General features: G+C 39.2%; 20 protein-coding genes. 10 read left to right on the forward strand and 10 right to left on the reverse strand.

Going from position 1 to position 22,906, the window contains the following annotated elements; genetic code table 11:
* The first annotated feature begins 70 nt into the window (after window positions 1-70).
* The gene (locus U1E44_RS07980; protein WP_322930540.1) at window positions 71-526 is read left to right on the forward strand and encodes a DUF4442 domain-containing protein; all 456 of its coding nucleotides are present in this window, start codon (window positions 71-73) and stop codon (window positions 524-526) included.
* A gap of 181 nt (window positions 527-707) precedes the next feature.
* On the opposite strand, the gene U1E44_RS07985 is transcribed toward U1E44_RS07980, so the two are convergent.
* Window positions 708-1,601, reverse strand: coding sequence for an HAEPLYID family protein (locus U1E44_RS07985; protein ID WP_322930541.1), 894 nt, complete (start codon window positions 1,599-1,601; stop codon window positions 708-710).
* An 80-nt stretch (window positions 1,602-1,681) separates the two neighbouring features.
* Window positions 1,682-2,071: a hypothetical protein gene (locus U1E44_RS07990; protein WP_322930542.1), complete on the reverse strand. Its 390-nt coding sequence runs from the start codon at window positions 2,069-2,071 to the stop codon at window positions 1,682-1,684.
* A gap of 285 nt (window positions 2,072-2,356) precedes the next feature.
* Between U1E44_RS07990 and U1E44_RS07995 the strand changes: the two genes are divergently transcribed.
* The 3 genes from U1E44_RS07995 (at window position 2,357) to nudK (ending at window position 4,523) form a co-directional block, all read left to right on the forward strand.
* On the forward strand, window positions 2,357-3,157 hold the full coding sequence (locus tag U1E44_RS07995; RefSeq protein WP_322930543.1) for a TIGR00266 family protein: 801 nt from the start codon (window positions 2,357-2,359) through the stop codon (window positions 3,155-3,157).
* A 94-nt stretch (window positions 3,158-3,251) separates the two neighbouring features.
* On the forward strand, window positions 3,252-3,905 hold the full coding sequence (locus U1E44_RS08000) for a DUF2461 domain-containing protein (protein WP_322930544.1): 654 nt from the start codon (window positions 3,252-3,254) through the stop codon (window positions 3,903-3,905).
* A gap of 33 nt (window positions 3,906-3,938) precedes the next feature.
* Complete coding sequence (gene nudK, locus U1E44_RS08005) at window positions 3,939-4,523, forward strand: GDP-mannose pyrophosphatase NudK (RefSeq protein ID WP_322930545.1); 585 nt, start codon at window positions 3,939-3,941, stop codon at window positions 4,521-4,523.
* 53 nt (window positions 4,524-4,576) lie between these two features.
* Here nudK and U1E44_RS08010 read toward each other — a convergent pair whose 3' ends face one another.
* Window positions 4,577-5,851, reverse strand: a complete 1,275-nt coding sequence (locus tag U1E44_RS08010) for a D-alanyl-D-alanine carboxypeptidase/D-alanyl-D-alanine-endopeptidase (RefSeq protein WP_322930546.1) — start codon at window positions 5,849-5,851, stop codon at window positions 4,577-4,579.
* Window positions 5,852-5,990: 139 nt separating this feature from the next.
* On the opposite strand from U1E44_RS08010, the gene U1E44_RS08015 reads away from it, so the two are divergent.
* Together U1E44_RS08015 and U1E44_RS08020 are read left to right on the forward strand one after the other, a co-directional pair.
* Entirely contained in the window at window positions 5,991-6,188 is a 198-nt protein-coding gene (locus tag U1E44_RS08015) for a hypothetical protein (protein WP_322930547.1), read from the forward strand.
* 90 nt (window positions 6,189-6,278) lie between these two features.
* Window positions 6,279-6,686, forward strand: coding sequence for a lipocalin-like domain-containing protein (locus U1E44_RS08020; protein ID WP_322930548.1), 408 nt, complete (start codon window positions 6,279-6,281; stop codon window positions 6,684-6,686).
* 1 nt (window position 6,687) lies between these two features.
* Here U1E44_RS08020 and U1E44_RS08025 read toward each other — a convergent pair whose 3' ends face one another.
* Window positions 6,688-7,626 (reverse strand): LysR substrate-binding domain-containing protein, encoded by a 939-nt coding sequence (locus tag U1E44_RS08025; RefSeq protein WP_322930549.1) that lies wholly within the window; start codon window positions 7,624-7,626, stop codon window positions 6,688-6,690.
* 568 nt (window positions 7,627-8,194) lie between these two features.
* Here U1E44_RS08025 and U1E44_RS08030 point away from each other — a divergent pair.
* The 4 genes from U1E44_RS08030 to U1E44_RS08045 all read left to right on the forward strand — a co-directional run bounded on the left by U1E44_RS08030 (window position 8,195) and on the right by U1E44_RS08045 (window position 15,678).
* Window positions 8,195-12,496 (forward strand): S8 family serine peptidase, encoded by a 4,302-nt coding sequence (locus U1E44_RS08030; RefSeq protein WP_322930550.1) that lies wholly within the window; start codon window positions 8,195-8,197, stop codon window positions 12,494-12,496.
* 13 nt (window positions 12,497-12,509) lie between these two features.
* Entirely contained in the window at window positions 12,510-14,483 is a 1,974-nt protein-coding gene (locus U1E44_RS08035) for an adenylate/guanylate cyclase domain-containing protein (RefSeq protein ID WP_322930551.1), read from the forward strand.
* A gap of 84 nt (window positions 14,484-14,567) precedes the next feature.
* Window positions 14,568-15,080, forward strand: a complete 513-nt coding sequence (locus U1E44_RS08040; RefSeq protein WP_322930552.1) for a Pycsar system effector family protein — start codon at window positions 14,568-14,570, stop codon at window positions 15,078-15,080.
* Between the two features lie 10 nt (window positions 15,081-15,090).
* The gene (locus U1E44_RS08045; protein ID WP_322930553.1) at window positions 15,091-15,678 is read left to right on the forward strand and encodes an HD domain-containing protein; all 588 of its coding nucleotides are present in this window, start codon (window positions 15,091-15,093) and stop codon (window positions 15,676-15,678) included.
* Window positions 15,679-15,977: 299 nt separating this feature from the next.
* Here the strand turns inward: U1E44_RS08045 and U1E44_RS08050 are convergent, their stop codons facing one another.
* The 6 genes from U1E44_RS08050 to U1E44_RS08075 all read right to left on the reverse strand — a co-directional run bounded on the left by U1E44_RS08050 (window position 15,978) and on the right by U1E44_RS08075 (window position 22,869).
* Window positions 15,978-17,003 (reverse strand): glycoside hydrolase family 43 protein, encoded by a 1,026-nt coding sequence (locus U1E44_RS08050; protein ID WP_322930554.1) that lies wholly within the window; start codon window positions 17,001-17,003, stop codon window positions 15,978-15,980.
* A 24-nt stretch (window positions 17,004-17,027) separates the two neighbouring features.
* Window positions 17,028-17,657: an FMN-binding negative transcriptional regulator gene (locus U1E44_RS08055; RefSeq protein ID WP_322930555.1), complete on the reverse strand. Its 630-nt coding sequence runs from the start codon at window positions 17,655-17,657 to the stop codon at window positions 17,028-17,030.
* Between the two features lie 50 nt (window positions 17,658-17,707).
* Window positions 17,708-18,460: a DUF3179 domain-containing (seleno)protein gene (locus U1E44_RS08060; RefSeq protein WP_322930556.1), complete on the reverse strand. Its 753-nt coding sequence runs from the start codon at window positions 18,458-18,460 to the stop codon at window positions 17,708-17,710.
* A 77-nt stretch (window positions 18,461-18,537) separates the two neighbouring features.
* Window positions 18,538-19,380 (reverse strand): endonuclease/exonuclease/phosphatase family protein, encoded by an 843-nt coding sequence (locus U1E44_RS08065; protein WP_322930557.1) that lies wholly within the window; start codon window positions 19,378-19,380, stop codon window positions 18,538-18,540.
* Window positions 19,381-19,708: 328 nt separating this feature from the next.
* A complete protein-coding gene (locus U1E44_RS08070) occupies window positions 19,709-21,742 on the reverse strand; it encodes a S9 family peptidase (RefSeq protein ID WP_322930558.1) in 2,034 nt (677 codons plus the stop codon).
* Between the two features lie 377 nt (window positions 21,743-22,119).
* Window positions 22,120-22,869, reverse strand: a complete 750-nt coding sequence (locus tag U1E44_RS08075) for an NIPSNAP family protein (RefSeq protein ID WP_322930559.1) — start codon at window positions 22,867-22,869, stop codon at window positions 22,120-22,122.
* Window positions 22,870-22,906: the final 37 nt, after the last annotated feature.

The raw sequence follows: 22,906 nt of genomic DNA on the forward strand, positions 1-22,906 counted from the left end.
ATATTAACATATAATTAACATTATAAAGAATCAACTATTTGTGTTACATTTAAAAACTAAATTGAATCTCATGGCACTTAGCGTAGGCAAGTTCAATACATTTACCTTTTTCAAATTGCCTTCGGCATGGTGGTGCGGGGTAAGGCTGCGTCATATAGATGATTGGCATGCGGTGGTTACGGTACGGCATTCGTGGCGCAATCAGAATCCATTTAATAGTATGTTTTGGGCGGTTCAGGGAATGGCGGCCGAACTAAGTACTGGGGCTCTGGTTATAGACCAAATAGAAAAAAGCGGCGCTCACATTTCCATGTTGGTTGCAAATAACAAGGCCAATTTCTCTAAAAAGGCCACCGGGAAAATTACGTTTACCTGCGAAGACGGTCGTAGCATTGGTACGGCCTTAGAAGAAACCATAAAAACAGGCGAAGGTCAGGCCTTTTGGATGAAATCTGTAGGTGTTAATGAAGATGGAGTGGTAGTCTCCACCTTTCATTTTGAGTGGACCATAAAACTAAAAAGGTGAGTAGTTGCCGTATTTTTGAAAGCACGATTTGTGTCAGGTGTGATCTGTTGATCCTATTATCGTGTGACTTGATCACTCCATAACTCGATCACTCGATATCTCGATAACTCCATAACTCGATAACTCCATAACTCGATAATTCCATAACTTGATCACCCCATAACCCCATCACCCAAAAAGATCAATGTTTCGCCTTATGTCCGGGTTCATAAATTAATCTAAAGAAGGTACTAAAACGTTCTGTTTCGCGCCCAATGGGGATGCCCGTTACGATACCAATTAATAGATTTTCCGTAATGCCCACGCGCATTTGCGGACGCAGCACCATGTCGAAGTCTTTTCTACGCACGTCCTTATTAAATTCTATACCAATAAAGTTTCGAGTGCCATCAATCATATAATGTATGTTCGTATTAATTTGCCAGTTGGTTTCTGTTTGTCCGTTAGAGAAATGATGAAAAAACTGGGGTCCTGTATATAATAACGTGTGAAAATTGGTGCCCCACCGCTTCGCAACCACAAAAAAGGGATTATAGACATTTCCCGTAAAAAAGGATTCCTTACCGTAATTGTTAAATTCCGTAATTTCAAATTCATGAATATAGCCCAAAGCCATACTGGTCTTGTGCTTCTCTGAAACATAAAAGGAATATTGTCCGGCCAGTTTAAGACTTTGCAGTTTACTGGAGGGTGCTGTAGTTCCATTATTAGTAGGGTAAAAAAAGGAAAAAGGCAGTTCTACTTCCAATCCTAAACGGTCTATAGGAGCCCATTCATATTCAACCAAAGCTACGTACTCATCAAAATCCTGATTATCGGTAATCCCAAACCCCACATTCCATTCCTTTTCTCCTTTGCGGGCGCCAAGATCCCGAATGAGATCTATGTAGAGTGGTTCGGCATGCAACACTTTTGCAGGCTCATTTTTATCTTCAATTTCTTGTATATATAAGAGGTCCTTTTCGGCTTTTTCCATTCTAATACTATCTTTTTCGGTTTGCGCAGTGGCACTTAGTAGTACAATACCCCAAACACCGACGGTTAAGAACCATCTTTTAAAATAAGGTGTAATCATTTTTATGTATTTAATTAGATATCATGTTGAACCACCTGTTGAACCATAGCCCAACAGGTTACAAAACGGATTTATACTAATTAAACTTCGGGTGGAGGAGAAAAAACCTCGGAGTATCGCATATTTACATCAGTGAAAGGAGATGCATATTTTTTACGAGCATTCGCGGGAAAATTGTGTACTATGGTCTCTGTGCCGGTAGCAAGCACAAAAAAATCGAGGTTCATATTCTTTTTTTGCCGCTGTTCGTGAGACGTATCATGATCATCATTCTCAACAATAGCATCTTCAAAACCAAGAATTTTTTCAACAATCATTTCTATCATACTTTCCTGATCGTTGAAGGCGGAATCTGCTGTTACCTTAGCACCTTGAGGATTAGGTGCATCCACGCTAAGGTTAAGCATATAAAAGCACATAAACCCCCAAAAATAGTTTAGAACAACACTATGCCTAAGTTTTTGTATCATGGATGTAAGGTACTTTCTATATTTTCGCTCGCAAAGATCGCAAGTTTTACGAAATCCTGTTTTGCCTTAACATTAATTTAGGGCTTACCACTGGGTAACCGATTTATGTCAAAAATATTGTGCGATTAGCTATAAAACTTGATGTTATTGCATATCCGAATAATGTTCTTAATGGGTATGTGAAAAGGTGATTTTCATATTGAAAAACTTTCCTATATTTAGTTCAAAATTGTAACTAAATATTCAGTATTCATACTAATAAGGGTAAATTAAAAAAGCAACATCATGAACGCACACGAAATAGACTATGAAATCTTTGGAGAAGAAATGCAGTATGTAGAAATAGAACTGGATCCGCAAGAGGCGGTAGTGGCCGAGGCCGGCAGTTTTATGATGATGGAAAATGACATAAAAATGGATACCATATTTGGCGATGGTTCCGGTCAAGAATCCGGCGTCTTAGGCAAGCTTTTTTCCGCCGGAAAGCGATTGCTTACCGGAGAAAGCCTTTTTATGACCGCCTTTTTAAATATAGGTAGGGGAAAGAAAAAAGTGAGTTTTGCATCGCCCTATCCCGGCAAAATACTAGCGATTGATCTGTCCGAAAAGCAAGGAAAATTTATTTGTCAGAAAGATGCTTTCTTATGTGCCGCAAAAGGGGTTTCTATAGGGATAGAATTTTCTAAACGTTTAGGAAGAGGATTGTTTGGTGGTGAAGGCTTTATTATGCAAAAACTAGAAGGAGACGGTATGGCCTTTGTGCATGCCGGAGGTACTTTGGCAAAAAAAGTATTGGGTCCGGGCGAGGTATTAAAAGTAGATACGGGTTGCATCGTGGGTTTTTCTAAGGATGTCGATTATAACATTGAATTTGTGGGCGGTATTAAAAACACCGTTTTTGGCGGTGAAGGTTTATTCTTTGCCACCTTAAAAGGTCCTGGTACAGTGTATATTCAATCCTTGCCCTTTAGCCGTCTGGCCGGAAGGGTTTGGGCTGCGGCACCACAAGCCGGTGGAAAACAAAAGGGCGAAGGCAGTGTATTAGGAGGATTGGGTAATTTGGTGGGTGGTGACAACCGATTTTAAACGTTAAAACCTACCGAATCTTTTTTAGAATAAAACGTTAGCACATTGGATATGTCTAGCGTTTTTTTACTTTTAATGTGCAATAGCGGTCTCAATGAATTTTAAAAAACTGTTACATTTTCTAGCAAGGCTACAGAAAAATAATAACAAAGAATGGATGGATGCCAACCGAAAATGGTATCAAGAGGTTCGTGATGGTTATATCTCTTGGTTAGATGAATTAAATAGAACCATAGCCAGTTTTGATGATGCCTATTACGATACCCCCGGTAAAAAGGGCATCAATCGTATCAATAACAATTTAATGTTTCATCCGAACAAACCCATTTATAAAGACCATTTTGGTGCGGGGTTAGACAAGGCACCACATGCAGCTGATTTTTATATTGAAATAGGAGTTAACAAGTCTTTTTTAGCCGGAGGATTATGGCGACCCGATCCCAAAAGGCTACGAAGCGTTAGAGAAGCTATTGATTATGATGGCGCACGGTTAGAAAAAATGATATCTAAAAAGTCATTCGTGACCATGTTCGGATCATTGTATGAAGACGAAAAATTAAAATCGGCTCCGAAGGGTTATTCTAACAAACATCCGCATATTCATTTGTTGCGACATAAAACCTTTGCGGTCGTTCATGAACTGCGACAAGAAGAGGTATTACAGGAACATTTTAAGGAGAAAATAATTGCGGTATATAAAGAAATGCTGCCGTTTAGAAGGTATCTCAATCAAGCAATATCCGTATAATGCTCACTCGCCGAATACGTAATTTAAAAATAAATGAAAAACGGTAACGTCAGAAATATCAACAAAGAAGTGTTATCAGACCATTGGTATACGCTTCAAAAAATTACCTTCGAATACCAAAAAGAAGATGGCTGTTGGGAAACACAGGTACGGGAATCTTATGATCGGGGTAATGGGGCAGCGATTCTATTGTTCAACAAACGTAAGGGTACCGTTTTGCTTACTCGTCAATTTCGGATGCCCACCTATGTTAATGGGAATGACGATGGTATGATGATCGAAGTTTGTGCCGGACTTTTGGACGGCCATAATCCGGAAGATGCTATCCGCAAGGAAGTAGCCGAAGAAACCGGTTACGACATAAAAGCAGTGCAAAAGGTTTTTGAAGCCTATATGTCGCCGGGTTCGGTTACGGAAATATTGTATTTTTTTACAGGGATTTATGAAGAATCCATGAAAATAGGAGCGGGTGGTGGTGCTCCCGACGAGACTGAAAATATTGAAGTATTGGAATACCCTTTTTCTAAAGCATTACAGATGATAACTACCGGCGAAATAAGAGATGCCAAGACCATTATGTTATTGCTATATGCGCAAGTACATGGGTTGCTGAAGTAAAAAAATGAACAACTTCACAAATTCTCAAATCACCCCATTTCTTAAGGACTTCATTAATTTCCGTCCCTAATACTGTGCAAGATATCCTGCATTCGAGCTTTAATTTCTACGGTGGGAGTTTTATAATGATTATTCATAAAGCTAAAAACCAAGGTTTTTCCGGATTTGGTGATAAGATAACCGCTTAAGCAATAGGTATTTCCCAAACTACCCGATTTGGCGAACAAATAAGGTTCCGAATTAAAATCATTCCAATTTTTTAATGTCCCCGAAACCCCACCCACCGGAAACAGATTAAATAATCGATGGTGCGGTATTTCTTTATAAAGGCGAGCAAGCACATGAACCATAGATCCGGGCGAGAATAAGTTGTATCGGGATAATCCTGAACCGTCTACCCATCGCGGTACTTCTGTAAGATCACCTAAATGGTTTTGTAATACATGTTGTTGCGCAGTATATACATCTAGGGTATCCGATAGGGTAGACGAAGCCACTAAGAGCAACTGTTCTGCCAAAAAATTATCGCTCTCCAGCATCATGTGTTTCAATACCGTATCCGTAGGAACACTATAAATAATAGTTTTTTGCGGATTCGTACTTTGTGTACCAAAAGCTATTTTCTTTTGTAGGACGTAGTCCAGTAAATTTTTGGTGACCGTATCATTTACCATAAAAGGCACGTATAGCGTATCATTTCTGGAAGGATCAACATAAAATACATTGTGGTGTAAATCCCTGTTTTTTTTGTTCGCAACAGGGACTATCTTATCTTTAAAGTAATTGGGGGTTACTATAAGCGAATCACTTTTTGCAATTTGGACAACATTGCCATACATGGGGAATGCACTACGCTCGGGGGCATAATAACTGTCGTAATCTTCCCAGGCCCAACCGGAACCAAAATGCGCTATGGGTATGCGCGGAAGCAAATAGGTAATGGGCTCCTTTCTACCTTTTAAAAAATGTATAACAGTACTGTCCTTAAAGTACGGATGTAGTAATGTGGGATCTCCGGTACCTTCTATAAAGAGAGTGTCGCTAGCCAAAAAATACTTCAAGGAAGGAAGTTTCTCTGGCAATAAAGTTAAGGCAGTGTACAGCGTAAAGATTTTGGTATTGCTCGCCGGTGTAAAATATTTTTGGGCATTCTTCTGGTACAAAGTGTCTTGATTTATTGGATCGTAGACCAGCAAACCCACAAACTGCGAATCATAAAATGGATCTTCTAAGCGGGTTTGTAGGTTTTTTTGAAAAGGTGCATATCTAGCTGATGAACAAGCAATTAGCGTGGTTGTAAAAATGAAAATCACAACATATTTTTGCATTTGTTAGGCTTAAGGTGGAACGATTTCTTAATGTGATTAGGTAATGTTAACATGAAATTATCTAATTTTTAACGAATAGCAAGCAATATGCCATATCTTTTTTAGTTAATTTAGAGGCAACAACCTAAATATTAAAGATATGGCTAGAGCTATGCTGGAGTACACAAAAACGGTACTTCAAAAGGTTAGTTTTGATGTGAAACTTTTTTGCAGGGAATTGGAAAAAGCAATTTCCAGACTTCTACCGGAAGAAATTGATGAATTGAAGCTTTGGTTACGGCAATTTATTAATGACAAACCGGAATTGAGACAAAGCCTAATTTATCTAAAAGCCTAACACACAAGCCACCTAAAAAGGCGGCTTTTTTAGTATCTTCTTACGCGCAACCTTAGTCGCTAAAGCGTATCTTAAAAGAAACAATAAGAAATGCGCCATTTTTTAGGATACCTTTTTGTCTGTTTTGTATGTAGTTGTACTAATGATTCCAACGAGGAACCTATTCCTGCATCTGCAGCTAAACTTACAGGGGTTTGGGAACTTACTGCCACACGAATAAGTCCGGGAGGTGCGGTATCTTGGACACCTACTACAAGCATCGACATCCTTACTTTTCAAAGTGATGGCTCCTTTTTATGGGAGAGTGAATTTTTACCGGATGGTGCACTATCCGGAAGTTTTACTGCCGACGAAAATTTGATTACGTTGAAATCCGGATCCGATGACGAAAGTGAAATAATACAACGCTTCGGTTACCAACTAACATCTAATGAACTTATTTTAAATGGCGTTACTTGTATTGAAGAATGTAGTTTTCGATACAGAAGACAGGGATAGCCTATTTAGCCAAAGGACTAACGATCTTTACATCCTGAAACGCAATAGCACCTCTTACAATAGCAGCGATTACATCTCTAAGGGCTTGTGTAATTTGAATTTTAAGTTCGTTTTTGTGATAAATGAGACTTATTTCACGTGCCGGTGGCGGACTGTTAAAATACTTCAGGCACTGTTTTTTGTTTTCATCCAATTCCAAGGTATTTAAATACGGCAATAAGGTCATCCCCAGACCTTCGTTAGATAAATTGATGAGCGTTTCAAAACTGCCACTTTCAAGCTGAAAATGTTCGTTCTTGTTATTTTTAGACGATTTACATAAATTTAGGACTCCTTCTCTAAAACAATGCCCATCTTCCAATAAAAGGATATTGCCGGCATCCAAATCTTCCGGATTTAGTTTATCAAGTGCATTTAAGCTATGGCTTTTAGGGATATAGCCCACAAAAGGTTCGTAATACAAAGGGCGTTCCTTTATAAATTCTATTTCCAAAGGTGTAGCGGCAATACCGGCATCGATATGGCCATCTTGGATGTTGCGTATCAAATTTTCGGTGCTTTGTTCTTTTAAGATGAGGTTTACTTTGGGATAGCGGGTTACAAATGTTTTTAAAAACATGGGGAGTAAAGTAGGCATTACGGTAGGTATGATTCCTAAGGTATACACGCCTCCAATATACCCTTTTTCTTGATCTACGATATCTTTGATGCGTTCTGCTTCATTTACAATATTCTTGGCCTGTGCTACTATTTTTTTACCCACCTCCGTAACCGTGATCGGTTTTTTACTCCGATCAAAAAGCAGCACATTTAGCTCGTCTTCTAACTTTTGTACTTGCATGCTTAATGTTGGTTGCGTAACAAAGCTTTTTTCTGCAGCCAGAGTAAAATTTTGGTATTCTGCAACGGCCAGTACATATTGTAACTGCGTAATTGTCATTCACTATAGTTTATACCGATAAAGTTATAAAAATCATCAATAATAACTATGCTCTTAGGGAATTATTGATGTTTGTTGGGTGAGAAAGGCAGAAATTTAAAAATTTTCGTTGCCAAGGGTATCCTAATAGATAGGATACCTCTTTATTTATGCCGTGTAAAGCGCGAATTCATGAAGATGAAATGCAGGGAATAGACCGTAAAACGCCATTATTTAAACGTTTAAAAATGTACTAGTTACAGGTTTCTAGCCCGCTCAACGTAATTTTATGACATTTATCATATTAAGGTTGTGAAATTGTGTTTTTCGTTAAAATAATTAATATATTTATAGGTAATAAAGACCCCAATTTTTATTCATAAATTTTGCTGTTGTACAAGAAGTGTTCTATAGTTTTTTACTTTTAAAAACAGCAGGTACTTAGATTTAGATTCTTATAAGTTTATGGTTTTATTTAGAGCGTACAGTACCAATAAATTAACCATAAACCAACCCACAAATGACCACCTGCCGTTTTTTTTCAATTCGTTTTCCTAGTTTTATTTCTCAAGTGATTTCTTTTAGAAGGATGTGTATTCCTTTATTAGTATGCTGCATTGCATTTTCGGCCAACGCACAAAAAGGCGGTAATGCTAGTAAGGACATTGTGGTGCGTGCTTGTACACAAGATATTGGCAATGGGTTAATCCGTGTTACCTTCGGGTACGACAACCCCAACAAAAAGGAAATAACGCTTGCCAGTCAAGATGATAGTTTTGTAATTGTTGGCAACGGCAAAAGCAAATCCAAGGGGCCCCGCAGTTTTCAACCGGGTTCCGTAAACCGCGCCTTTACCCTAGAATTTAATGCGAAGGAATCCGTGGAGTGGACGGTGTTAAATCCCAGTGGAAAGGTTTTTACAATAACCGCCAATGCAAATTCGGTACACTGCCCGGAAACAGAATCCGGATTTATAGTTCCTGTATTTGGGCAAGGAAATGGCAAGGCTACCACCTTAATCGGATCCGAACTTACGTCTTTAGCCAATGGAAACGCCGGAGACACTCCCTCAGATATCATTTTTCAAATTAATGCCAGCCAGAAGGTGCTCATAGAAATTGTACCTCAGTCCGGAAAAATGCAAGCAGCTATAAATCTCCTTACCACTGCGTTTGGATTACAATATTCGAATTCTCCCTTGCTATCAGATTTTATTCTTAATCCTGCAAACATTGTATCTACTATAGATGTTTTTTTCCCAATTAATAGGTTGAGTGAACTTAATACACATCCTCAAATTATTAATTTTGCAAGACCGCTCTACAAACCCATTCAAAATTCGGGTATCGTAACTTCTCAAGGCGATAAGGCTCAGGCATCTGATATTGTTCGCCAGACCTTTCGTTCCGTAAGAGATGATGCTATCGTTCCGGTAAACGGCACCGGAATAAAAATAGGTGTGATATCGGATAGTTATGATGCCCAACCGTTTACAGAAAAATCGAGAGCTACGGTAGATGTAGAAAATGGAGATCTGCCTGGGGCAGGAAATCCCAATGGATTTGATGTGCCTGTGGATGTGATAAAGGACTTTCCATTTGGTGTGGCTTCTGATGAGGGCAGAGCAATGTTGCAGATTGTGCACGATGTGGCACCTGGAGCCCAATTGGCTTTTAATACTGGTGTTTTGTCGCCTAGAGATTTTGAAATGGCGGTACGGAATTTGGACAATGCCGGCTGCGATATTATTGTAGATGATATTACATTTACCGGAGAACCTATGTTCGGAGATGGTAGAATTGCTCAGGCTATAAAGGAATATACCAGTAAGCCTGGAAAATCTTATTTTACGTCCGCAGGAAACTTTGCAAACTCGGGGTATCAAAATGTATTTAGGGCGTCTTCGGCTGCCCCAACAACCAATTTTTTACCCACCGGCAACATTGCTAGGGCTCATGTTTTTGGAACGAACGCTAACGGGAGTCAAGATGTGCTTCAGAAAATAAAAGTGGTGCCCGGGGTGTATATGCTTGTATTACAATGGGACGAGGGGTTAGCTTCACAATTCAATAGCCAAGGTGCCACCACAGATTTAGATATTTATGTGGTAGACGATCAAGGCAATCTTATCGTTGGAAACAATAGGGTGAATCTGGCAGGGGATCCAACAGAGTTTATCGTGTTTAGGGTTTTGGCCACAGGTGAAGCGAATATTTTAATTACGAGTGCTAACGGAACACCACCACCAGGATTGGCATTGCGTTATATCGCTTTTAGAGCCGATGGCCTCGAGTTTTTGGAATATGGAGGTGCCCCTACCGTAACAGGGCATGCCATGACGCCACAAGCGCAAACTGTGGCTGCGGTTGATTATAGGAAGGCGGACAGTCCTGAGCCGCAAGCATTTTCATCCTATGGGGGCAGTTTGGCAAATAATACGGTGCTGGAAATCGATTTTGCTGCCCCGGACGGCGGGAATACTAATGTAGCTTCTGTAGGTCAGGATATCGCTGCGGACGATGATAATTTTCCTAACTTTTTTGGGACCTCCGCAGCTGCACCACATGCCGCTGCCGCTTATGCGTTAATGATGTCGGCTTTACCATCTTGGTATCCGGAAGGTTTGCCTACTTCAGTGACAGTTACTTCTAATTTACTGTCCGATCAAATATCGCAATTGTTTAAAGACGCTTCTAGTGCAGCGGGGCCATCGGAAAGGGGAGGAGCGGGCTTCATAAATACGGCAAATACCTTTAGACTCATTGCGGCGCAGACGGCAAATCTAACTAGTTTAAGGGTTGAAGACGGTAAAAATCCTAGTGCAGAACCCTTTGAAGTCACTATTTTGGGCGAATTTTTTCCAGAAGACCCAAAAGTACTATTTGATGGTCAGGAGCTAGAAATTACCTTTAAGAGTAATACCGAAATAAGAGCGTTGGTAGGTGTGTTTACTGGTAATCCGGCACTAGTTGTTCAGACAAGCGCCATTACTCCGGGCGGTACTGATGGCGGAAATTCTAATGAATTATTCTTTTTTGAAGGAGAAAAGATTGCCCTTGCCATTCGAGCCAATGACACTACCGTTGAGTTCGGGCAAGACGTATCATTTACCTATACGGTACAAGGTCTACCCGATGACGTAACGTTTGAAAGTTTGGGACTTCCTGAGATTGAGTTTAGTAGTCCGGCTGTTTTTCCTTTTCCCGATGTCAATAATTATACGATTGTACCCCGATTTAGCAAAGAACTTACGCCGGCGCAGCAAGAAGCGTTTCAGGTTAATTTTAATAATGGCCTCTTAAGTGTCACCAAAAAAGACGTGTTGATACGTCCATTAGATGCCACAGTAGACTATGGTGAATCGGTAGAAGTAGACCTGACTTATACGTATAATACAACAGGCATCTCAGACAATATAGCTTTTTTGAACGCCATTAAAAACGCTCATAATTCCGATTTTTATTTTGAAAATACTCTTATTTTCATCAATAAATTAAGAGCCGCTATTAATCAACAGGAAATTTTAAATGCTTTGAAAACAGGAAGTTGGATGACCAGCGAAAGAACGATACAAAATAAGTTGCGTGCCGCCATTAATGGCATGAATCTGATAGATCTTGAACCCGAAAATTTTGAGGATTTTTTCAATGCAGAAGTAGATCCGATAACCAATAAGATCAGAGCCGCTATAAATAAATTGCGGGCAGTAGTAAATGCGAGAGACCTTTTGGACAATCGCATTGATCTGGTTATTGAGAATAAACTGCGTGCCGCCATCAATAGCAGTGGTTTAGGAGATGAGAACGATACCAACGACTATTCGTCCGTCTTCGCCGTGATTGATGCAGAAGATGCTTCTACCGATACCGAAGAGCGAACTATAGATAAGTTGCAGGCCATGAACTTAATTACCGGATTAGAGGTTACAGGTACTCTTGAAGATCGGCATTTTATATTTCCGGGTGCATTTTTGGCAGCCATGGCTTCAAATTTTAATACAACGTATAATTCCGGTAGACTTGCCGTTACCCCTGCTGTCCTTACTGCAAGTACAGGAGATCTTTTAATTGCACAAGGGGATGCCATAGATACATCTCTCATTGCCACCAGCATATCGGGTTTTGTATTTAACGAGACGGCTTTGGATGTATTTCCAGAGGGCATACCGTATTTCTTTGTGGATAGCAACGAAAAAGAATACACTGCCGGTGATACAGGGGTGTTTTTTATAAAAATTCGGGAGCCCCAAAATTATAGGATTACCTATTCTCAGATGGGTAAGTTATTTGTGAACCCTTCGGGGGATGGATTACGAAAAATAAAAACCTTTCTTGATTGTGTAGAATACGATCCCAACGCCTCAGATGGTTTATTTTATACAGCAAATTTTAGATATGAGAACCCTAATGCACAACCAATTTTTGTATTGCAGGGTCCGGACAACTTTATAGACGCCAATGGAAGGTATGAAGGAGAACTTCCGGTAGTGTTCTTGCCTGGACAAGAAAAATTTAAAATTCGTTTCGATGGTAATGCGATGCAATGGAACCTTACCACTTTTGAAAGTAATCGCAAATCGGCCACCTCTTCTTCAGCCAGTGCTACTTCCGGCAGATGTAATAGTGTTCTTTTAGACGATAACGGTCTCGTTTCCGGTTATGTACTTTATCCCAATCCCGTTGAAGATATTTTGTATATTGAATTAAATGTAATAGATGCGATTACTGTGGATGTGTTTGATATGTATGGTGTTTTGTACAGCAGGAATACTTACAATTTAAAAACACCTCAAACGATTCAAATAGAAATGTCATCGTATAGACCTGGGTTATATTTGGTTAGAATCACCGGAAAGTCCGATGTAAACGTATTTACCCTTGTTAAAGCGTAGTTGAGAAAATAATATGGTTAGAAAGTTAAAATCAACTTTCAAATTTTGGTGGTTCGCATGGCTATGTGGTGCAATTTGCGTAGTACAGGCGCAAGATGGTACAATAGATAGTTTAAAAAATCTTTTAAAAATACAGAACAAGGATACCGCATATGTCAACGCTTTAAATGCATTGAGCTATCACCTATCTCAAAACGGTAATTATTCCGAAGGTATAGATTATGCCAATGAAGCTCTTTTCTTAGCCGATAGGATTAATTTTGAGTCTGGAAAAGCGCTTGCATTCAAAAACAAAGGGATTGGAACGTACTATAAGGGCGATTATTTGGATGTTTTCGAAAATTGGACAAAGTCCCTTGAAACTTATGAAATAATGGGTGATACATTGGGTATCGCCACCTTGTCTAGCAATCTAGGGGTCATCTATTACGATCAAGGAAGTCATGCCAAAGCATTAGATTATTACTTTAAGTCGCTGAGTTTCTCTAAAAAAGTAAAGGATCCCATTTTAATCACTTCGGCACTCCTAAATATAGGTGGGGTTTATAGTCAACTAAAAGACTATGACAAGGCACTGGCTTCTTTTCATGAAATTGAGGAATTTTTACCGCTTTTAGACAAGCCTAGTTTAAAAGCGAAGTACTTAATTGGATTAGGCGAAGTCTACGGACATATGGGCGATCATGAAAAAGCAAAGCGATATTACAAAGAAGCCTTGGTCATTAATGCAGGAACGCCAGATTACGCCCACAACCTGAGTATGTTAGGAAAGGAAGAGTTTAAACAGGGAAATAGGGTAGCGGCTATAGAATATCTCAACAAGGCTTTGGAAACAGCCCGAAATTCTGAATTACCCTTAGATCAGGTACAAACACTTACAGTTTTGGGTGATGTGTATCAGCAAACGAATCAAAGAAAAGCACTAAAAGCGTATCAGGAAGCCGAAGCGCTGGCCTTGGAATTGAAAATCAATGAAGAACTCAGAGATATATATCAAGGGATGTCATTGGCATTTGAGGCTTTGGGCGATTATAGGAATGCCTTTAGGTATCAAAATAAATATATAGAATTGAAAGACTTGATCTTTAATCTAGAAACCGACGATAAGATTAGAGGTCTCCAATTCGATTTTGATTTAGAAAACAAACAGGACGAGATTGGGTTACTTCAAAAAGAAGCGGAAATTACAGAACTACAGGCCAAAAGGCAAACGTATATTATATACGGTACAGTACTTTTACTAACCCTTGTGCTTGTCTTGGCTATAGGATCCTTTAGTAGGTATCGTTTTGAGAAAAAAACCAACCAAATCATAGGAGAAGAAAGACGCAGATCGGAAGATTTGTTGCGCAATATCCTTCCAAAGGAAATCGCTACTGAACTAAAAGAAAATGGTAAAGTAAAAGCGAAAAAGTATGACTTAGTTACGGTAATGTTTACTGATTTTAAAGGGTTTACGTTAGAGTCCCAGAATCTATCCCCAGAAATTTTGGTGAAAACTGTAGACTATTATTTTTCTAAATTCGATGCTATTGTTGAAAAATATGGTTTAGAAAAAATAAAGACTATTGGCGATGCGTATATGTGTGCCGGTGGACTTTCTGCAGATACCCAAAACCATCCGTTTAAAATGATCAATGCAGCATTTGAGATTTTAGAAGTGATGAAAACAGCCAGAGATAATCCTCAGGCCGAAATAATGAATTTTGAGATTCGCATTGGCATCAATACGGGGACGGTGGTAGCCGGGGTAGTGGGCACTAAAAAATTTGCATATGATATTTGGGGTGATGCTGTGAATGTAGCAGCTCGAATGGAAACCATGTCCGAACCCGGAAAAGTAAATATATCAGAAAATACCTTTCAGCTGGTAAAGCATAAATTTGATTGCGAATTTAGGGGAGAAGTCTATGTGAAGAACAAAGGAAATATGAGCATGTATTTTGTGAATTCTGTAAAAGATGGGTCAAATACAGATCCTATTTAAAAAAAAACGCTTACTTTAAATTTAATTATATTTGATACATAGCGGATAGTATATAGCGCATTTAAAAATCAATTAAATACGATAATGACCAAAGATCCAAATAATTATTGGGAACAACTAGAACGGTTAGAAAAGCTTATAAGGGCTTCGGAGCTCAAGGCTGGAGTGGTGTTTTCGTTCCATAGCCTAGTACTGGGTCTTTTTATTGATAGGTTAGACTTCTTTAAACCAATTTTTCTAGAAAGTAATTTTTTAGTGGTTTTAGCCGTTATATGGATCATTGCTGTCCTCATTTCTATATACTTCTGTTTTGTTTGCTTTATGCCTCACATGGAACTCAAATATGATAAAAATGTATTTTTCTTTAAAGATGCGGCACATAGTTTTGGAACTATTGACGAATATACCCAAAAATTAACCGAAGTCTGCGAGAGCGAAAAGGAGTTGTATACACAATTAGGACATCAAATACACATTGAAAGTATAATCATAGATAAGAAATTCGTTAGTGTTAAAAAATCGATTACCTTCTTCGCCCTGAGTTTTGCCATTGCACTACTTATCGTTTTGGTATGGCTTATTCAGCTTGGATTTTAAGGAAGAATAGATGAAAGGATACATCAAACTTAGAAAGGAGATTTTGGAAGTTTTAAAGAAAAAACTATCTCCTAAATTAACCTATCATGCTTTGTCTCATACCTTAGATGTACTGAAGGTGTGCAACCAATACATTACGCGTGAAAAAATCGATTCCAGAACAGCCAAACTCCTAAGAATTGGAGCTCTTTTGCACGACATCGGTTTTACGGTTTCGCACATTGACCATGAACAAATAGGTGCTGAAATAGCGCAACAAATGATGCAAAAATATAATTTTTCGCAACCGGATATTGATACGGTGAAGGGATTGATTTTGGCAACAAAAATACCTCAATCCCCAAAAACCCATTTAGAAAAAATTATTTGTGATGCGGATTTAGATTACTTGGGAAGAATGGATTTTCCGGAAATTAGCGAGAAACTTTTTCAGGAATTAAAACTATTTTCGGTGCTGTCTACAAGGGAACAGTGGAATAGGATGCAAATAAAATTCCTTGAAGCGCATCGCTACCATACCGAATTTGCGCAAAAGAATAGACAACCCCACAAGGAAAAAAGGATAAGCGTTATTAAATGCGATCTAAGCAAGGGATAAACAAAGCGAAGGGGATGGTGTTCAACACGGCAACAGGGCTTAGATCCGGTTTTTTCCTTTAAAGCCTTGTACTATACCGTGAGTTCGATTCGTTACAAAACAGATCTTTGTTGAATGAAAATCCGATAGGAACAGTGTATTAAAAAACCTCAATTTATATTCAACCCCCTTTCTCATAACCCTTTTCTCATCTTGTTTTTTGTGAAAGCACCGAAAAGGATGCGTTGTTGCCCGGCAGGCACATAGAAACATAAGGTACATGTTTCTATTAGGGTCTCGTTGGATTGCTCCATGGCCGTTTAGCGGGCTAAAGCGTTTGGTGCCACGCCCTCAAAAGTCATGACCACATCTTTTAACGTACCATCCGCATTAAATTCTAGTTTGTCTATGCAGGTTACTCTGTGATCTCTGTCTTCATTGGGTATGGGTCTTCGGTGGTATACGATGTACCATTGATCTGTTCCGGGAATGTGCAATACAGAATTGTGTCCGGCGCCTGTGGCTACCTCAGGATCTGCTTGTAAAATGGTTCCGATACGTGTATATGGTCCGGTAACGTTATCGGACATGGCGTAGGCCACTTTGTACGAGCCATCCGTCCAATTTCCTTCGGACCACATAAAATAGTAAGTACCCAAACGCTTAAACACAAATGGGCCTTCAACATATCCTTCTGGCGTTATTTCTGTAACTAAGTTACCCTCAGAATTAGGAATAAAACCTGTAAAGTCCTCATTTAATACACCGATATTGCAGTGACCCCAACCTCCGTAAAACATGTAAAAAGTACCATCATCATCTTTAAAAACAAATTGGTCAATGGGTTGGGCATCATTATAAAAATCTGAAATAAGCGGCGTTCCCAAATAATCTGTAAAAGGTCCACCGGGGGCATCGGCTACGGCAATACCAATGCCACCAAAATGGTTAATGGGATTGTTTTCGTCCCAGGAGGGTCTTCCCGGTCGTTGAATATCGTTCGCAGAGAAAAACAAATAGTACTTCCCATCATTTTCAATCGCAGAAGGTGCCCACAGGGCTTGTTTCGCCCATTTGATGAGTGTAGTATCAATGATAGAAGGATATTTTTTCCATGTGATAAGATCTTTGGATGAAAAGGCATCCATAAAAACCTGCTTATCAAAAGCAGCGGAGAAAGTAGGATAAATCCAATATTCATTATCAAAAACAACCACCTCCGGATCGGCATACCATCCGTGAAAAATGGGGTTGCCAGAGGTAATTTCTTTGGTAGTTTTTTTAATGTCTTTACATCCAAAGGAAAGTAATAGCAGCACTAAAAGTGGGATACACCTAATCGTCATAATTGGATTTTTTAAAGCAAGGAGTCAAGAATCTACATTAGGTTCACTGCCACTTTTTTTTATGGCTTGGGCAATGGCATGTGCTCCCGGATCTCTAGTTTCCTTTAATTCTTGTATAATTTTAGCATGATCTTGTGGTCTGGTTTGTGAAAGTTTGTAGCTAGCCTGTATGCTTGTAATAGTAATCTCAAAACCTACCACACCTTTTACTTGCTGTATCGTAGAGGGAGACATGTGGTGTACTGAGATAGGGTCTTTAACATTCTTCTCGTATTTATCTACCAATTTATGCATCGATTTTAGGACATGAGTTTCATCCTGTATGCTAAGTTTTCCATAGACATGTACCGCAATATAGTTCCATGTGGGTACTTCCTCTTCCTTATACCAAGACGAAGAAATGTAACTATGAGGCCCGTTAAAAATGCAGAGCACTTCTTCTGTAGGTTTAAAATAGTGCCACTGCGGATTAGCCTTGGAGATATGACCCACCAAAATGTCATTCCCGTCCGAATCTTTATTTAATTCCAAAGGAATATGGGTAGCCCACGGTTTTCCATCAACGTTGTTTACTAGAATTCCAAAGCTGTGCTTTACAAGGAAATCTTTAACTTCGCTAAGATTTTCATTCTTGTAGTAAGACGGAATGTACATAAGGTTCGCTTAAATGTTCTTATCAGGAATGGTATAATGTAGTTCCTAGCTTATTTTTGAGTATAATTTTTTACCACATCCGATACATTGTCATAGGACCTCCACGACTTAGGTCGCTCAAAATCTTGTCCCGTAATGAGTACCTCCGCTTTCGGATACTTATTTTTAACGGACTTCCAAGTGGTATCCTCCCAATACAAATCCTCTAACTTCAATAAGGGAACTCCTTTAAGATCTCCGGATACGGCCTTGTCAATTAAAGGCCACCAAAGGCTTTCGGTTTCTCTATCCCAAAGTATAAATCCATCTAAACCATCCCATACCTTGGGGTCAAAATAGGTATAACCACTTACAGCAAAGGTAAAAACTTTGTCGTTATACGTGCGCTTATATACGGCTCCTAAATCGGCCAAAATACAATAGGCTGCAAAAATGGGTTCTCCTTCTAAAACATCGTTAACTACTTCGTGTCTTGTAAGGTCTTTTACAGAATAGGCTTTTACGGTATTTCCTTTTTTAGCCACCAAAAAGCGATCTTCATCCTTCCAATGCCTGTTGGCTTCCGTAACCGATTCAAAATTGGGTTCTAATAGGGCAGGAAACCGCTCGCGCCCTAATCCATAATGAAATTGTTCCTTTTTTAGGTCGAGATTGTCAATTTTAAAATGTTCCTCTTCGGAGCCACCGTAGAGCAGTTGTTGCTGGTCTTTTACGATAAATTTCCCATTATCCAAAGCAGAAGGTCGCTGGGCAGATAGGGCACTACCAAGCATGAGTGCGAAAAGGAGAATATTGATTTTCATGTCTTAAAATAGTTAGAAATAATTGAATATTAAAATTTTAAACAAGTAGGTGCGTTATGTTTTAAATGCCGTACGGTTTATTCAATAATAGCATATACGGGCAAATGATCCGAAATGTGCCTATTATTTTCCATACGATCATCGATATGGATATACGCTTTTACCTTTCTATTTTTCACAAAAATATAATCGATGCGCCGATCTAGATTTAGACTAGGATCAAAACCATTAAAGGTGCCACGTGGCCCATAGAAAGGCTTTAGTGTGCTGCGTTTCCCGTCTTCAAGATAGTCTCTAATGATAGAAATGCCTTTGGTTTCCGGAGTTAAATTAAAATCGCCCATAAGGATAACTGGGCTAGTATCTGTGGCGAGGGTTTTTATTTTATCGATAATTAATTGGGCGGAATTTTCCCGTGCCAGTACTCCAACATGGTCAAAATGGGTATTAAATACCCAAATTCGTTCTTTGGTCTGGCGGTGTTCAAAAAGACCGTAAGTACAGATACGTTCTAGGGCGGCATCCCAACCCTTAGATATTTTTTCAGGTGTTTTGGAAAGCCAAAACGTATTGGATTGTAGTACCTTATAAAGTGTACTATCGTATAAAATGGCCGCGTATTCTCCTTTTTGCTTCCCATCATCCCGACCCACACCAATGTAATTATAGGTTGGCAGGGCCTCATTGAGGTAGGTTAGTTGGTTGTGTAGCGCTTCTTGCAGGCCAATGAAAGCAGGGTCGTAATGTGTAAGCAAACGCACCATCTCCTCTTTGCGAAGTTCCCAGTTATTTATTTTATCAGATTTGGCGTCGTATTTAATGTTGTACGATAGCACTTTGGTCTGTGCAAACAGTGGCGTGGTGCAAACTAAACAAATCAGGAGTATCCCGCGTATAAGAGTTGGTTTATTTTTTTTCATCAATTTATATACTTACAAATCACCCGATATTACTTGTATGTATCGGTTAGTATTGGCTCACTTTTTAAATGGTTACCCTGCCAGTACCATTCGGGTCGTTATTGGTTTTTATTCTACTAATTTTGATCCAGACCGCTTCTATTTTAATTTCTTTCGAAGTTGTGCCTAGCTACATAGACCGCAAGAATTTATAAGATAATACGCTGTCTTCCTATTTTTTAATCATCAAATCCTCAAATTACTCCATTTTCACATTGTTCCATTTTTCAGATCAACAAATTAACAAATCCTCAAATCGCTAGCATTATTACATTGATACATAATCAAATTATTCCTTGTTTTTATAGTGATTAAACCAACTTAAAATGGACGCCGTTTTATGCATCAGCATGCTAGGTTGGTTTGCTAAGCCATGGGAGGCATTAGGAATTTTAACTAATGCCGTTTCTACTCCTTGTAGCTTCAAGGCAGCATAATATTGCTCCGATTCGCTCATTGGTGTTCTATAATCTTGTTCTCCTGTAAGTAACATGGTGGGCGTTTTTACATTCCCTACAAGAGAAATGGGCGAGCGTTTCATATAATTTTCGGTGGCTTCCCATGGTTTTCCTGGAAACCAATACTTGGTAAAAAATGCCGGATTATCTGCATAAAGGGCATGACTATACCAGTTAATAACGGGTTTAGCAACTACGGCAGCTATAAAGCGATTCGTTTTCCCTATTATCCATGCCGTAAGTACGCCACCGCCGCTACCTCCTGTAACAAATAAATTTTGGGTATCAATATAGCCCTTTGCAATTACCGCATCTACCCCCGAAATTAAATCGTCGTAATCATGGTTGGGATAATTGTGATGAATGGCGTTCCCAAACTCTTCACCGTATCCTGTACTGCCTCTGGGATTGGCGTATAACACTACATAACCGGCGGCGGCGTATTGTTGTACTTCGTACGAAAAAGATGCGCCGTACATGGCAAAGGGGCCGCCATGAATTTCTAAAATAAAGGGATATTTTTTGCTGGGATCAAAATCGGGTGGTGTTACTACCCAACCTTGAATCTTTTTTTGATCAAACGACGAATCCCACCATAATTCTTGAACCTTGCCTAATGTGCGAAACGAAAATAAGTCCTCATTAAGTTGGGTAAGTCTTTTGTTTTCACCGTTTATCCAAACTCCTAGATCGGCCGGTTGTTGCGTACCGCCTGCGGTAAAGGCCAGTTTATTTGTTGTAGAAACGGTATAGGTACCAGAATTATAAGGTCTTCCTAGGTCTAATCCTCCCAAACCTTCGGTTATAGTTCTAATTTTCCCAGTGAGCGCTACATGGCCAACCTTGGTATCTCCTCTTTCGTTGTATTGAAAGTAGATCCCTTTTCCGTTTCCTTCCCATTGCGGGTTTGAAACACTTCGATCGAGGGTCGAGGTCAAACTTTTAGCCACACTACCGTCTATGTTCATCACATAAAGTTGGCGCACCTGATAGCCTTGAAAGGTATCATCGAAACCGGTAAAAGCGATTCGTTTTCCGTCCGGAGAAAGGGCAATGTCACTGTCCGGACCAAAACGAGATGTAAGCATTTTAACCGTTCCATCATCAAAATTTAATTGATAAATTTCGGAATTTAAAGGTTCTAATTCGTGATTGTCATGTAAATTAGCCGAAAAGAGAAGGCTTTTATCATCTTTTGTCCATACAGGATTTCCATAGTTGTGTTTGGTGAAAGTCCATTGGCGCGCTGTACCACCGTTCAATCCGATGGTAAATAGTTGTGTATTGCCCGGTTTACTATAGCCTTGCCCGTCTTTTCTATAGATCATTTCGTCGATGTAGATTGGGGCATCATTCCAATTGGCGCCTTCGGGTTTTTCAGGCAATTGTAATGGGGATTTTTTAGTCTCAGGAACAAATTGCGTAAAAGCCAATTGCCTGTTGTCAGTAGACCATGAAATGCTTCCGGGCGCTTGCGCACTGTTGGTAAGCGCAATCGAAATTTTAGTGGCTACATCAAACACATATAGTTTTACTTTGTCATCTTGTTGGTTAGAAAGGTAGGCCAATTTTTTGCCGTCATGAGACCATTTTGGCGCATAATCCCGCTGATTACCTTGTGTAAGAGGTTGTTGTTGTGCTCCATCGCTATGTATTATCCATAAATTGGAATAATCCTTATCGGTCATTATATCTTTAAAATTCCGAACAAAGACAATTGTACTACCATCCGGAGAAATTTGGGGATCGGTGACCATTTCCAAATTAAAAATATCCGTGGGTTCCAGCTTAGATCTAAGTTGCGATACGGTTACGAATGGTAGTAGAAATAGGAGTAGTAAGAGGTACAACAGGGATATTCTCATAGATAATAGCTATTAGTTCTTAGTATAGGGTTGCTCGTGGTTGGTTTGTTTCATGAAATTCTTTATTTCGCAGATCACATTGTTTCACTTTCAGATCAACAAATTAGCAAATCCTCAAATTGCTCCATTTTCACATTGTTCCGTTTTCAGATCAACAAATCATCAAATCCTCAAATTAACAAATTACTCCATTTTCACATTGTTCCATTTTTCAGATCAACAAATCACCAAATCCTCAAATTGCTCCATTTTCACATTATTCCATTTTCACATCAACAAATTAGCAAATCCTCAAATTAACAAATTGCTCCATTTCCAGATCAACAAATTAACAAATCCTCAAATCACTAGCATTATTACATTGATACATAATCAAATTATTTGATGGCAGAAAACGGAAGTGCCTTTAAATACAAGGATTCTACTTTTTCTACAATCTTACCATCAACTTCAGAAGCATCCCGGGCACGAATCCATTCCGGGTCTGTACGGAAATTTTCCCAAGAGGCTTTTGCAGCATCCATACTTTGGTGTGCCAAAAGATATACTAATTTGGATTGTGCGCCATCCTTTTCATCGGTAAGCCAGTACACTATATTTGCCATTCCGTGTTTTTCAAATAATTTTAGGGTATGATCTCTAAAACGCGCATGTAAATCATCTAATTTATCCGGCAAACAATAATACGTGCGCAGTTCAAAAACGGTATCATCCTTAGCCTGTTGCGCAGGTAATTCGTGGTTTAGCTCCGGTGCTATTCTGAGATATACCTCATCAATTTTCGCAACGAGTTTACCGTTTTCAATCGATTTTTGATACGCTGCTTTCCATTTCGGATTTTCCAAAAATTTCTTCCACATGACTTCTCGGGAGGCCTTGTCCGGATAGGCTAAAAAATAGACTAAAGTCTGATTTTCCGAATCCAAAGGCAGGAAATAAGCAATATTCTCCATACCACTCTCCTCAAAAAGAGCCAAGGTATGGTTTTGAAAACGCTGAATAAGTTCCGGACGTTTTCCTTCATTGGTATGATAGGTTCGCAGTTCGTAATATCGGGTATCCTCTTGTTGTGCAATTCCTGCAATAACTGTGAAAACAGCAATGGCGGACATAAGTGGTTTTTTCATTTTTAAATGGAATTTAAATTGGGTATTAAAGGTACAC

Source organism: Aurantibrevibacter litoralis, assembly GCF_034651555.1.
GTDB classification, from domain to species: Bacteria; Bacteroidota; Bacteroidia; order Flavobacteriales; family Flavobacteriaceae; genus Aurantibrevibacter; species Aurantibrevibacter litoralis.

Coding starts and splice junctions, on each gene's coding strand:
- U1E44_RS08000 (WP_322930544.1), top strand. CDS start 3,252: ATGAATTTTAAAAAACTGTTACATTTTCTAGCAAGGCTACAGAAAAAT.
- U1E44_RS08040 (WP_322930552.1), top strand. CDS start 14,568: ATGACCAAAGATCCAAATAATTATTGGGAACAACTAGAACGGTTAGAA.
- U1E44_RS08070 (WP_322930558.1), bottom strand. CDS start 21,742: ATGAGAATATCCCTGTTGTACCTCTTACTACTCCTATTTCTACTACCA.
- U1E44_RS08030 (WP_322930550.1), top strand. CDS start 8,195: ATGTGTATTCCTTTATTAGTATGCTGCATTGCATTTTCGGCCAACGCA.
- U1E44_RS08015 (WP_322930547.1), top strand. CDS start 5,991: ATGGCTAGAGCTATGCTGGAGTACACAAAAACGGTACTTCAAAAGGTT.
- U1E44_RS08045 (WP_322930553.1), top strand. CDS start 15,091: ATGAAAGGATACATCAAACTTAGAAAGGAGATTTTGGAAGTTTTAAAG.
- U1E44_RS08060 (WP_322930556.1), bottom strand. CDS start 18,460: ATGAAAATCAATATTCTCCTTTTCGCACTCATGCTTGGTAGTGCCCTA.
- U1E44_RS07995 (WP_322930543.1), top strand. CDS start 2,357: ATGAACGCACACGAAATAGACTATGAAATCTTTGGAGAAGAAATGCAG.
- U1E44_RS08065 (WP_322930557.1), bottom strand. CDS start 19,380: ATGAAAAAAAATAAACCAACTCTTATACGCGGGATACTCCTGATTTGT.
- U1E44_RS08050 (WP_322930554.1), bottom strand. CDS start 17,003: ATGACGATTAGGTGTATCCCACTTTTAGTGCTGCTATTACTTTCCTTT.
- U1E44_RS08025 (WP_322930549.1), bottom strand. CDS start 7,626: ATGACAATTACGCAGTTACAATATGTACTGGCCGTTGCAGAATACCAA.
- U1E44_RS07980 (WP_322930540.1), top strand. CDS start 71: ATGGCACTTAGCGTAGGCAAGTTCAATACATTTACCTTTTTCAAATTG.
- U1E44_RS08075 (WP_322930559.1), bottom strand. CDS start 22,869: ATGAAAAAACCACTTATGTCCGCCATTGCTGTTTTCACAGTTATTGCA.
- nudK (WP_322930545.1), top strand. CDS start 3,939: ATGAAAAACGGTAACGTCAGAAATATCAACAAAGAAGTGTTATCAGAC.
- U1E44_RS08055 (WP_322930555.1), bottom strand. CDS start 17,657: ATGTACATTCCGTCTTACTACAAGAATGAAAATCTTAGCGAAGTTAAA.
- U1E44_RS08020 (WP_322930548.1), top strand. CDS start 6,279: ATGCGCCATTTTTTAGGATACCTTTTTGTCTGTTTTGTATGTAGTTGT.
- U1E44_RS08010 (WP_322930546.1), bottom strand. CDS start 5,851: ATGCAAAAATATGTTGTGATTTTCATTTTTACAACCACGCTAATTGCT.
- U1E44_RS07990 (WP_322930542.1), bottom strand. CDS start 2,071: ATGATACAAAAACTTAGGCATAGTGTTGTTCTAAACTATTTTTGGGGG.
- U1E44_RS07985 (WP_322930541.1), bottom strand. CDS start 1,601: ATGATTACACCTTATTTTAAAAGATGGTTCTTAACCGTCGGTGTTTGG.
- U1E44_RS08035 (WP_322930551.1), top strand. CDS start 12,510: ATGGTTAGAAAGTTAAAATCAACTTTCAAATTTTGGTGGTTCGCATGG.